The sequence below is a fragment of the Mesorhizobium sp. M1066 genome (assembly GCF_040318635.1).
GTDB lineage: Bacteria > Pseudomonadota > Alphaproteobacteria > Rhizobiales > Rhizobiaceae > Mesorhizobium.
Window position 1 is genome coordinate 142,447 of record NZ_JAMYMR010000001.1, and the last position, 11,644, is coordinate 154,090.

The window sequence follows — 11,644 nt, forward strand, 5'->3', positions numbered from 1 at the left end:
GAAACGGGAGGCGTCAGGCCGCCTCCCGCATCTTTCGCTCAGTGGCTGAGTTCCGCCAGCGGCAGGTTGCAGCAGGCGCTGTAGCGCACGCCCTTGACGTCCGACTTGTAGGCCAGGATCAGGTTCGGGCTGATCAGCGGCAGGATGATCCTGTCCTTGATCATCTCCTCGCCGGCCTGGTGCCACAGCTTGGCAGCCTCGTCGCCGCTCGCCGCGAGGGCTGCCTTGTAGATATCCGCTTCCTTTGGGTTGAGCACCGACGGGTCGCGCTCCGCGCCGGCGCGGCGTGCCCACGGGCTGCCCTTGGTCATGGCGAAATAATCGATGTATTGCGAGGTGCCGTAATAGTCCGGCGCGTAGAACACCGCGGTCATCGGGATGCCGTCGCCATTGACGCGTTCGCGCCAGTTGGCGAAGGGGATCGGCTGCAGATCGAGCTTGATGTTGATCTTGGCCAGATCCTGCTGAACCTTCTGCATCAGAAGCGACAGGTCGACGCCGTAGACGTTCATGCCGGGAAACGCCGCTTCCATCTCGAAGCCGTCGGCGTGTCCGGCCTTGGCCAGAAGTTCCTTTGCCTTGGCGACGTCATAGGGCTGCGCCTCGAAGCCCGAACCGCCGGGGAAGCCAAGCGGGATCGGCGCGCTGATCAGCTGGCCCTCGGAGCCGATGGTGAAGTCGAGGATGCTCGGACGGTCGAGGCCGAGCGAGATGGCCTCACGCACTTCGGGCGTCAGCGGAACCTTGTTGGCCTTGGCGCCCGGCGACAGCGCCACATAGATGAAGTTGTAGGACGGCACGGTCTCGATCTTCACGTCGCTGCCGGTCATCGTCTTGGCCGTGTCCGGGTCGATCTGCATGGCGATGTCGGCGGTGCCGCTCTGCAGCATCTGCGCCTGCGCCACCGCATCCTTGGTCTGGCGGATGACGACTTCGCTCAGCGCCGGCGCCGTGCGCCAGTATTTGTCGTTGCGTGCCAGCCGCAGCTCCGAATTGGGCTCATAGGATTTCAGCACGAACGGCGCGCTGCCGGCCGAATGCGCCAGGAACCAGGCCTCGGCATTGTCTGTCGTCGAGGCGTCCGCATCGGCCTTGGCGCCGGCTTCGGAAGCAACCTTGCTGTTGACGACCGCTGCGTAGGGCGCCGCCGCGATGTTGAGGAATTCGGAACTCGGCGCGACCATCTTGACGACCACCGTATGCGCGTCCGGGGTCTCGATCGAGGCGACATTGTCCATCAGAAACGAGGCGCTGCCCTTGAGGTTCTTCAGCCGCTCCCAGGACCATTTCACGTCCTTGGCCTCGACCGGCGAACCGTCCGAGAATTTGGCGGCCGGGTCGAGCGTGAAGGTGAAGCTGCTCTGGTCGGCATTGCCTTCCCATTTGGAAGCGAGCAACGGGATCAGCTTGTTGTCCTTGTCCAGCGTCAGCAGCGATTCATAGACGCTGGAATTGTAGATCTGGCAGGTGTCGCAGAACGCGCGGTGCGGATCGAGCGAGTTGAGGTCGATGTTGCGCGCGATGACCAGCGGCTTGCTGTCCTGCGCGAAGCTGGCCGGCGCCCAGAAGGCGCTGGTGGCCAGCAGCACGGCCGCCAGCATCGTTGCCTTGGTCTTGTTTCTCGGTAGGATGGTCATGTCAGTTCTCCCATTTTCTTGTCGGATCTTTGTGGCAATGCGTTCGCTCTATCCACTCACGGCAGTGAGGGATTGAAGCGCGGCCTTGAGCTTTTCAGCGCCGCCCAGTGCGGCGCGGTTGAGCGGGGCCGATACGACGGGAGCCGAGAGGCTTCCCGTCACATGCAGGATCTCGTGATCGAGATAATCGAACACGCGATCCTGAATCTCCTGTGTCAGTCGTCCGCCAAGCGATAGCCCACGCTGTACCTGCTCGATGACGGCCACTCGGTTGGTCTTGCGGATCGAGGCTTCCACCAGCGGCCAGTCGAGCCCGGTCGGGTCGAGGCTGCGCAGGTCGATGATCTCGGCATCGGCGCCGGTCTCCTCGACCACCTGTCTGGCGACGGCAACCATGCTGGCGCTGGTGAGCAGTGTGCAGGCGCTGCCCGGCCTGACGATCTTCGCCTTGCCGAGCCGCACGCAATAGTCGCGGTCGTCCGCAGGCACAGGGCCTTCGCTCGGGAACAGTTCGACATGCTCGATGACGACGACCGGATCGTCGCATTTCAGCGCTGAATTCATCAGGCCGATATAGTCGAAGGGCGTCGTCGGCGCGACGATGCGCCAGCCGGGAAACAGGGCGAACAGGCCGGACGGATCACCCGAATGCTGCGAGCCGTAGCCGGTGTGCGGCGAGACGCGCACCCTGACCACGATGGGCACCGGAAAACCGCCGCCGAACATGTGACGCACCTTGCTGACCGCGTTGAACAGCTGGTCGGCGGCAACCAGGCAGAAGTCGCCGAACATGATCTCGACGATCGGCCGCAAGCCGCAAAGCGCCGCACCCAGCGCCACCCCGACAAAACCGTTCTCGGCGATCGGCATCGCCAGCACGCGCTCCGGCCAGCGTTCCAGCGCACCTTTTGTGGCGCCCGAAACGCCGCCGCGCAGCCGGTGCACGTCCTCGCCCATGATGATGATGCGCGGATCCTGCTCCATGGCGCGAGCGATGACCTCGGACGCGGCAACCATGAATTTGACCGGCTTGGTCTCGGCCGGCGGCACGTCCTCGATCTCGAGGAAACGCTCGCCCTTCAGTTCGGAGAGATCGCCTCGTATCTGGTTGTCGACGTCGCTTGGGTCCGGCCACAGATGATCAGGAATGCGCAGCGCATTGCCGCTCATTTCGGTCAGCGAATCGGCAGCATTGTTGATCACGTCCATAACGCGCTGGTCGAGTGTACCGAGATCCGAATCGTTCAGGATGCTCATCGTCTTCAGGCGAGCCGCCATCGTGGCAAGCGGGTCGCGCGCTTTCCAGGCGTCCTCTTCGGCCCGCGTGCGATAGCCGAATTCGCTGCCCGGGCGGGCGCCGCTCTGATGCAGGAAGCGGTAGCAGAGCGCCTCGACCAGCACCGGGCCCCCGTCTTCCTCGATCGTCCGGCGCGCCTCGCGCATGGCATGGTGGACTGCCACCACATCCATGCCGTCGCATTCGATGCCGCGAAAGCCGAGCATAGGTCCGCGCGAGGCCAGCCGCGTCTCGCGCGTCTGCTCGTTGATGTGCGTCGAGACGGCATAGAGATTGTTTTCGGCGAAAAAGATCACCGGCAACCGGTAGAGCGCGGCGATGTTCATCGCCTCATAGGCCGGCCCCGCCATCATCGTGCCGTCGCCGAAGAAGGCGACCGAGACGTTGCCGGTGCCGAGCAGCTTGTCGGCCAGCGCATAGCCCGCCGCATGCGGCAGGTTGCCACCGATAATGGCGCTGGTGCCCGGTATGCCGGAAGCATCGTCGCGCATATGCATCGAGCCGCCACGGCCGCCGCAATAACCTGACTTGAGGCCCATGATCTCGGCCATCAGGCCGCGCACCGAGCCCTGCATGTCCGGGTTGAAAGCGTCATGCAACGGGTCGAATCCGCCGGGCGTCTGCGCGTTGACAAGCTTGGCCAAGACCTGGTGATGGGCGCGGTGGGTGCCGTTGATGCGGTCGCCCATACCGAGCACGGACATGGCGCCGACCGCCGTCGCCTCCTGGCCGATGCTGGCGTGTGCCGGACCATGCACCAGCCCGGCATTGGCGAGATCGAGCACTTTTTCCTCGAAACGGCGGATGAGCAGCATCTGGTGATACCAGCGCACCAGGCTCGAAACCTCGGCGTCGTTCCAGTCCGAATCGTCGACGTCTAGCCGCAACCAGGGCGCCGATGGCTGGATCGATGTCTGCTGGACCATGTCAGCTAATTCCGTTCTGGTAGATGATATATCAAATATTTCTCAGTCGATTGCAGCGAGTCATTTTCCTAGGCGCCGCGCTAGCTTGCGGCGTTGCCAAAATGGAATTAAATTTCATTTTCTGCACGAAGCCGAGACTAAGCCGGGACGGCGGCGTTCCGCAAGAGGAATTTTGAGGGGCGCTTTCGGGTCATTCTGCCAGATTGCAGCGAAAGCAACACCCTTAAGCAAGGCATGCCGGTTCTCACCGGATGACGGCGTCAGATTTCAGGTGCGGCTCTACGTTGGTATGATATAATCACACCGACGTTATAGGAGAAATTATGGCCGCCACCGAAAAACGCACCTTCAGCCTGCCGGCAGAGCAGGCTGCTTTCATCGACCAACTCGTTAAATTGGGAACCTATGCGACCAGCAGCGAAGTGATCCGCGCCGGCCTTCGCGCCCTGCAGGAGCGCGACGCAGCCGTAGAGCGCTGGCTCCGCGACGAAGTCGTGCCGACTTATGACAGATGGAAGGCAGATCCTTCTCAAGTGATCCCAGCCGACCAGGGTTTTGACAGTATCCGCGCTCATCACGCTGCCCGTCTCAAGGGGGATGTGTGAAGCGCCGGCATGTTGTTCTGTTGCCGGAGGCCCTAGCGGACTTACGATGGATATACGACACCATTGAGATCGCTGCCGGCAACGTCACGGCCATACGCTATATCGAACGGCTCGAGGCCTACTGCTTGGGTCTCGATTACGTATCGGAGCGCGGAACACGCCGTGACGATCTGCGGCCAGGGCTTCGGATCATCGGTTTCGAGCGCCGTGTGACGGTGACCTTTACCGTGGAATCCGACCAAGTGGTGATTTTGCGCGTGTTCTATGGCGGCGCCAATTGGGAGGATGAGCTCTAATCCGCAGCGGGAGAGAACAGTAACCGCTTGGCTGTCCGAACCCCACCTACCGCTCCGCTCGGTGTTGAAAAAACTGCAAGAACAATTCCCGCTCGGTGGTGATGTCGAGCTTCTCATAGATGCGCCGGCGATGGTTCTTGACCGTGCCGACGGTGATGCCGAGGCGCTCGGCGATGTTCGCGGTCGGGTGGCCGGCCAGGATCAGCTGGACCAGCTCCCGCTCGCGCAGCGACAGCTCCGGCCACAGGCTGGCTGGGATGGTCGGCTCCTGCCGGGGCGAGGCGCCGGGGCCTGTCGGCGCCGACGTACGGGAGAATTCCGTTCCGCGCGCCTTGATGTCGAGCGCGTGCAGCGCCTCGAATACCGGCAGCCGCTCATCCAGCAGGGCGATCTCGCTATCCTTGAATGACGTGGTCGAGCGGTCGAGGAAGATGCCGAGGCACCAGTCGCCGCCATCAGCAAGCATGATGCCGACCTCGTCGCAGATTTCCGACTGCGCCAGGAAGCCGGCTATGTATTGGCCGCGTTTGGCCGCGTCGTCGGCGAGCCGTTTCAGCGGCATGATGCCGAGCCTCCGTTCGCGCCGCCACGAGGCATAGAACGGGTCGAAGACGTAGTAGTTGTCGAGATAGCGGCGGACCATCTCGTCCGAGAAGCGTCGGTGTTTGATGAATTCGGGTGTCTGGGTCGCCGAATAGCGCGTCACGGTGACGAGATCGTGCTCGATATCCGCGCCGATCAGGTCGATCAGGCAGTCGACATGCCTGTCTGTGCCGGTGGCGGCGATCGCCCTGGCGAGCGGCGCCCAAATATTGCCCATGCGCATGCCCTTCTCGGCGATGTCAGCCCAGCCGTCATTGTGTCTTTAGGCATATGGCGCGAGTGCGCCCATCGAATCTAGCCTTGCGTCAACCTAGACCAGATCCGAGGCGACCGTGACCCAACCAAACCTGACCAGTCCAATCATTGGCAATCCAATCGTCGTTGGTATCGACGCCGGCGGCACCATGACCGACACGATCCTTGTCGATCAGGACGGCCACTTCAAGATCGGCAAGTCGGCGACCACGCCGAAGAACGAAGCCGAAGGTTTTCTGGCCTCGGCCGAGGATGCGGCGGATGCTTGGGGCATCTCGCTCGAATCACTGTTTTCCGGCGTCAATGTCGTGCTCTATTCCGGCACCGGCATGCTCAACACGCTGTTGTCGCGCACCGGGCGTCGGCTGGGTCTGATCACCACCAAGGGCCTTGAGGACATGATCCTGATGGGCCGCGGCCTGCAGGCCTGGGCCGACTATTCCTATGCCGACCGGCTGCATGCGGTGACCCATCACCATCCCGACCCGCTGGTACCGCGCCGCCGCACCCATGGCGTCACCGAGCGTATCGACCAGTTCGGCGACATCGTGCTGCCGCTCTACGAGCATGAGGTCTCCGCCGCCGCGAAAAAATTGATCGCCGACAAGGTCGAAGCGATCTGCATCATGACCATCTTCTCGCATGTCAATCCGGTGCACGAGAAGCGCATCGCCGAGATCTGCCGTGAGGAGGTCGACAAGGCCGGCGCTGACATCATCGTCTACACCAGCCACGAGGTCCGCCCGGTCATCCGCGAGCAGTCGCGGCTGAACTCGGTGCTGATCGAGGCCTACGCCACCTCGCGTGGCCGCAAGCAGCTCAAGGGCATCGAAGACGTCTCGAAGAAATACGGCTTCAAATATGGCGTGCAGACGCTGCTTTCCTTCGGCGGCCTGACCTCGATCAACCACCCACGCCTGCACGAAACCATGATCTCCGGCCCGATCGGCGGCATCCTCGGTGCGGCCTATGTCGGCAAGCTGATCGGCAACGACTCGCTGATCTGCTCGGACATGGGCGGTACCTCCTTCGACATGGGCGTCATCACGCGCGGCCAGACGCGGATCGAGAACGAGCCGCTGATGGACCGTTTCAAGCTCAACGTGCCGACGTTGCATCTCGACACGATCGGCGCCGGCGCCGGCATGATCCTCAAGGTCGATCCCCTGACCAAGAAGGTCTCGCTTGGGCCGGAAAGCGCCGGCTCCGATCCCGGCCCGATCTGCTTCGATCGCGGCGGCACCGAACCGACCATCGCCGATTGCGACGCCATTCTCGGCCGGCTGAACCCGCACTATTTCCTTGGCGGCAAGGTCGTGCTGCAGGTCGAAAAGGCCCGCCGCGCCTTCCAGGAGAAATGCTCCGACATCCTTGGCGTCGGGCTGGAGGAAGCCGCCGAAGGCATGATCGACATGCTGGAGTCCGATGCCAACAACGCGTTGCGCCGGGTCATCTCGGGTCAAGGCATCCACCCCTCTGAGTCCACGCTGCTGTCCTATGGCGGCTCCGGCCCGTTGCATCTGGCCGGCTGCTCCAGGGGCATCGGCTTCAAGGACATCATCACCTTCCAGTTCGCGGCCGCCTTCTCCGCCTTCGGCTGCACCACGGCCGATTTCATGCGGCGTCATTCCGTCTCTACTCAGCACGACATCCCGTCACGCCCCGACGAGGCTACGCTGGCCGCCTTCGGCGCCAAGGTCACCACTGTCTGGGACGACCTGACCAGGGCCGCGGTCGACGAGATGATCGCCGACGGCCATGCCAGGGAGAAGATCAGGACCGTGCCGTTCCTGATGATGCGCTACACCGGCCAACTCGAGGACGTCGAGGTCATGGCGCCGCTTGCCAAGGTCGATTCGGCCGACGAGATGCGCAGGGTTCTCGACGAGTTCGAGGCGGTCTATGCCAAGGTCAACCATCGCGTGTCGCGCTATGGCGAAGCCGGCTTCACCATCACCGAACTCGGGCTGATCGCCACCGCTGACAAGGTCAAGCCGGTGCTGCTCAAGCGACCCCTCGGCGCTTCCAATCCTGCTTCCGCCCACAAGGGTGTGCGCGAGGCGTATATCGGTGGGCGCTGGCACAAGGCCAATCTCTACGAGATGGACCTTTTGCAGCCCGGCCATGAAGTCATCGGCCCGGCCATCATCGAACATCCCGCCACCACGCTCGTCGTTCATCCGCAGGACCGCGTCCATGTCGATGAATGGACGTTGCTGCACTACACCCACGCTTGAGAGGGCGACCGCCATGTTGGACAAACCTGCCTCGGCCCTGCGCCTTCGCGAAAGATTGCTCGATTCCGAGCGGCTGATGGAGGAGACCGGTTGCTATGACGGCATCACCGAACTCACGCTGCGCAACCAGGATCCGCTGAAATTCGAGACGCTGCACACCAAGCTGCGCGCCTATTGCGTCTCGGCACGCGAAATGGCCCGCCGCATCTCGGCTTCGCCCGGCGTGCGAGAGGTCGGCGAAATGGTGGTCGCCATCTACACGCCCGAGGGCGACGCCATTGCGCTCTCCAACGGCATCATGGTGCATGTCCATACGATGAGCCGCTTCATCAAATGGATGATCAAAAACGGCTACGAGGACAACCCTCGCATCCGCGAGGGCGACATCTTCGCCAACAACGATGCCTTCATAGGCACCGTGCAGGTGCCAGACGTCATGGACGTCGTGCCGATCTTCCATGAAGGCACGCTGGTCGGCTGGGCCGGCGCTGTCTGCCACGAGCTGGAAGCCGGCGGCATCACGCCGGGCGGCGACGTGTGTCTGGCGCAGGAGCGCTTCACCGAGGGTCTGTTCGTCTGCGCCGAGAAGATCGGCGAGAATGACGAGATCCGCCGCGACTACGTCATCCGCTGCGAACGTAATCTGCGCATGCCGATCTACTGGGTGCTGGACGAAAAGGCCAAGGTCGCCTCCTGCATCGACATGCGCGAAAGCGTCAAGCAGCTGATCTCGGAGATCGGCCTAGACTACTGGATGAAGGTCTCGAAGGAGTTCATCGAGGAAGGCCGCCGCGCCCAGCTCGCCCGCACCCGCCAGCTTACCGTGCCCGGCATCTATCGCGGCCACACTTTTTACGGCCATGTCACGGCGGGAAAGCCCGGCTTCCAGCTGCTCGGCGATCCCGACTGGCTCTATAATATCCCGATCGAGATGGAGATCACCACCGACGGCAAGATCACCATGGACTTCGAGGGCACGCAGCCCTGGGGCTACCATTCGATGAACTGCACGCCGGCCGGCATGGATGGCGGCATGTTCGTGACGCTGACCCAGCACATGAATTTCGAAGGGCTGGTCAATGACGGCGCCTGGATGGCAACCGAACTGAAACTGCCGCACGGCACCTGGACCAACCCCGACAACGAGATGGTGGCGACCGCCACCTCGTGGGCGCTGCTGCTGCCAGCCTATGGCGTCTTCCAGCGCCTGCTGTCGCGCGGCTTCATCGCCCGCGGCTTCGTCGAGGAGGCCTTTGTCGGCCAGGTCAACAGTCCTATGATCGAAATGGGTGGCGAGAGCCAGTACGGCACGCCGTTCGGCATGGCGCATTTCGAATGCGCCGCCGCCGGCTCCGGCGCGCTCGCCATCAAGGATGGTCTCGACACCGCCTATGTCGGCTGGAACCCGGAATCCGACATGGGCAACATCGAGGTCTGGGAACAGTCGATGCCGATGGTCTATATCGGCCGCTCGATCGTGCCGAATTCCGGCGGTGCCGGCAAATATCGCGGCGGCTGTTCCTTCGTCTCGACCTGGCTGATCAACAAGACCTCGCATCTGCGGCTCCACACCTCCGAGCACTCCTCGCGTGTGTTCGACAACGCCGGCATGTGCGGCGGCTATCCGGCGCCGACCTGCCAGAAGCATCGCGCGGTGCGCAACTCAGACATTCACGAACTGGCGGCAAAAGGCGAACCGCTGGCGCATGCGCCCGGCATCGATCCGCATGTCTCCGACTACGAGCGGAACATCGGTGGCGACCATGTCGTGGTCGAGGGCCCCTACATCACCTCGCCGCACAAGTCCGGCGACATCTTCAGCCATTCCTACAATGGCGGCGGCGGTTACGGCGACGTTCTGGAGCGCGATCCGATCAAGACGGCCTGGGATGTCGAGAACGGCTTTCTCACCCGGCAAGCGGCGGACCAAGTGTTCGGCATCGTGCTTAAGGACGATGAGGACGGTTATCCCATCGCCGATATCGACGCCACGGTCGAGCGCCGAGCCGCCATGCGCAAGCAGCGTCTGGTCAAGGCGATTCCGGTGGCGGATTGGATTGCGGCCGAGCGCGGCCGTGTCGAGAAAGCCGACTTCGCGCCTGAGGTGAAGAAAATGTATGCCAGCGCGATCAAGCTGTCGTCGCGCTTCACCAAGGAATTCAGCGATTTCTGGAACGTCGACGCTAAATCGATCTTCACGCCGGGAGCAAAGCCATGACCTCGTACAGCAGGGAAGTCCTAGGCGATCTGGCCGCAGGCAAGCTGCCCTGGCCACAGACAAGGCGGATCATGAGTGCCTACAAGGACGATGACCGTTTCTTCAAGATGGTTGCCGTCTATCAGGATCGCGTTGCCTGGACGGACCCGATCCTGCTGCCGGTCTCGGACCATCTGTTCATCTGCCAGAGCGGCGATGAGCGCATTACCCGCTGCGAATGCGGCCACTCCTTCGGCGACTACCGCAAGAACTGGAAGCTGAAGGCTGCGATCAACGTCCGCAACACCGAGGAGGCTTTGCGCGAGATCTACCCGAACAGCGATCTCCCCGATCCCGAGTGGATGGAGATCCGCGAATTCATCTGTCCGCAATGCGGCACGCTGCACGAGGTGGAAGCGGCGGCACCTGGCTATCCCATCCTCCACGATTTCGAGCCCGACCTCGAAGGCTTCTATCGCGAATGGTTAGGCAAACCGCTCCAGCAAACATGAAACGCTGGCGATGGAGGCTGCGCCGGTGTGATTGCCAAATCCGGTCAGGCCTGATTGCCTGCCCGGAACGAAGTGGAGACCGTGCGCCATGACAAACCTTTCCGGCCGTAGCGCCATCGTTACCGGTGGGTTCTCGGGCATGGGCTTTGCCATTGCCACGGCTTTGGCTGAAGCCGGCGCCAATGTCGCCGTCGGCTCCTACATCGCGCCGTCCGGCGCCGACAGGTCCGACGCCGCTTGCTATCCCGGCGCGGACGAAATCGAGCGCGTGCATGCGGCCCTTGCCGCCCACGGAACGAGGGTTCATGCCGCTCATCTCGACGTGCGCGACAGCGACGTCACCAATCGGTTCGCGGCTGACGCCGAGGCGGCCATCGGCCCCGCCGACATCCTGGTCAATGCCGCTGGGACGACCGCGGAGCAGCCGGTCTGCGGTCACTCCGATGCGTTGTGGGACAAGATCGTCGATACCAACCTGACGGGCGCCTTCCGCGTCACGCGTGCGGTACTGCCGGGCATGATCGAACGCGGCTGGGGCCGCATCGTCAATATCGGCTCAACCGCCGCCTCGGTCGGCTGGAAGGACAACCCAGCCTACTGCGCGTCCAAGGCCGGCCTTCTCGGCCTCACACGCTGCGTGGCCCTGGAAGGGGCAGCGCATGGCGTCACCTGTGTCATGATCAGCCCGACCTGGGTCGAGACCGAACTGATGCGCCGCAATGTGGCGCAGGTCGTCGAGCGCGAAGGCAAGGGGCGCACCGCTGAGGAAGCGATGGCCGAGATCGCCAAAGGCAACCCGCAGCAGCGCATGCTGCAGCCGCAGGAGATTGCGGCTCTGGCGGTATTCCTGTGCTCGGATCTCGCCAAGGGGATCACCATGGAGAACATCCAGATCACCGGCGGAGCGCTTTGGTAGCGTCTCGGACGCGCAACCAGCCGATCTCTCCGCAGATGCCTCGCTGTAAGACAAGGTGACCGGATTTGCCATTGAGCGCCGGGCGCAATAGGTTATATTGCACTGCACAATGGAGACGCCGTTTATTGCACGCCCATATTTGCGAAGATTCCGGCCGGCTCAT

At 62.9% G+C, this 11,644-nt stretch carries 9 protein-coding genes; 6 read left to right on the forward strand and 3 right to left on the reverse strand.

The window, feature by feature from the left end; translation table 11 throughout:
* Positions 1 to 38 precede the first annotated feature (38 nt).
* Entirely contained in the window at positions 39 to 1,601 is a 1,563-nt protein-coding gene (locus tag NKH52_RS00630) for an ABC transporter substrate-binding protein (protein ID WP_352729302.1), read from the reverse strand.
* An 84-nt stretch (positions 1,602 to 1,685) separates the two neighbouring features.
* Entirely contained in the window at positions 1,686 to 3,860 is a 2,175-nt protein-coding gene (locus NKH52_RS00635) for an alpha-ketoacid dehydrogenase subunit alpha/beta (protein ID WP_352729272.1), read from the reverse strand.
* 323 nt (positions 3,861 to 4,183) lie between these two features.
* On the opposite strand from NKH52_RS00635, the gene NKH52_RS00640 reads away from it, so the two are divergent.
* Both NKH52_RS00640 and NKH52_RS00645 read left to right on the forward strand, forming a co-directional pair.
* The gene (locus NKH52_RS00640) at positions 4,184 to 4,465 is read left to right on the forward strand and encodes a type II toxin-antitoxin system ParD family antitoxin (RefSeq protein WP_352729270.1); all 282 of its coding nucleotides are present in this window, start codon (positions 4,184 to 4,186) and stop codon (positions 4,463 to 4,465) included.
* Entirely contained in the window at positions 4,462 to 4,761 is a 300-nt protein-coding gene (locus NKH52_RS00645) for a type II toxin-antitoxin system RelE/ParE family toxin (protein ID WP_352729268.1), read from the forward strand. Before NKH52_RS00640 ends, NKH52_RS00645 begins: the two co-directional genes overlap by 4 nt.
* Positions 4,762 to 4,807: 46 nt before the next feature.
* Here NKH52_RS00645 and NKH52_RS00650 read toward each other — a convergent pair whose 3' ends face one another.
* The gene (locus NKH52_RS00650; RefSeq protein WP_352729267.1) at positions 4,808 to 5,587 is read right to left on the reverse strand and encodes a helix-turn-helix transcriptional regulator; all 780 of its coding nucleotides are present in this window, start codon (positions 5,585 to 5,587) and stop codon (positions 4,808 to 4,810) included.
* A 139-nt stretch (positions 5,588 to 5,726) separates the two neighbouring features.
* Between NKH52_RS00650 and NKH52_RS00655 the strand changes: the two genes are divergently transcribed.
* The 4 genes from NKH52_RS00655 (at position 5,727) to NKH52_RS00670 (ending at position 11,481) form a co-directional block, all read left to right on the forward strand.
* On the forward strand, positions 5,727 to 7,856 hold the full coding sequence (locus tag NKH52_RS00655; RefSeq protein ID WP_352729300.1) for a hydantoinase/oxoprolinase family protein: 2,130 nt from the start codon (positions 5,727 to 5,729) through the stop codon (positions 7,854 to 7,856).
* A gap of 13 nt (positions 7,857 to 7,869) precedes the next feature.
* Positions 7,870 to 10,074 (forward strand): hydantoinase B/oxoprolinase family protein, encoded by a 2,205-nt coding sequence (locus NKH52_RS00660; protein ID WP_352729265.1) that lies wholly within the window; start codon positions 7,870 to 7,872, stop codon positions 10,072 to 10,074.
* Complete coding sequence (locus NKH52_RS00665) at positions 10,071 to 10,565, forward strand: acetone carboxylase subunit gamma (RefSeq protein ID WP_352729263.1); 495 nt, start codon at positions 10,071 to 10,073, stop codon at positions 10,563 to 10,565. The genes NKH52_RS00660 and NKH52_RS00665 overlap by 4 nt, the downstream gene beginning before the upstream one ends.
* Before the next feature lie 88 nt (positions 10,566 to 10,653).
* Positions 10,654 to 11,481 carry an SDR family NAD(P)-dependent oxidoreductase gene (locus NKH52_RS00670; RefSeq protein WP_352729261.1) on the forward strand — a complete coding sequence of 276 codons (828 nt, stop codon included), beginning with the start codon at positions 10,654 to 10,656 and terminating at the stop codon, positions 11,479 to 11,481.
* Positions 11,482 to 11,644 lie beyond the last annotated feature (163 nt).

Coding starts and splice junctions, on each gene's coding strand:
- NKH52_RS00665 (WP_352729263.1), top strand. CDS start 10,071: ATGACCTCGTACAGCAGGGAAGTCCTAGGCGATCTGGCCGCAGGCAAG.
- NKH52_RS00670 (WP_352729261.1), top strand. CDS start 10,654: ATGACAAACCTTTCCGGCCGTAGCGCCATCGTTACCGGTGGGTTCTCG.
- NKH52_RS00650 (WP_352729267.1), bottom strand. CDS start 5,587: ATGCGCATGGGCAATATTTGGGCGCCGCTCGCCAGGGCGATCGCCGCC.
- NKH52_RS00635 (WP_352729272.1), bottom strand. CDS start 3,860: ATGGTCCAGCAGACATCGATCCAGCCATCGGCGCCCTGGTTGCGGCTA.
- NKH52_RS00660 (WP_352729265.1), top strand. CDS start 7,870: ATGTTGGACAAACCTGCCTCGGCCCTGCGCCTTCGCGAAAGATTGCTC.
- NKH52_RS00640 (WP_352729270.1), top strand. CDS start 4,184: ATGGCCGCCACCGAAAAACGCACCTTCAGCCTGCCGGCAGAGCAGGCT.
- NKH52_RS00630 (WP_352729302.1), bottom strand. CDS start 1,601: ATGCTGGCGGCCGTGCTGCTGGCCACCAGCGCCTTCTGGGCGCCGGCC.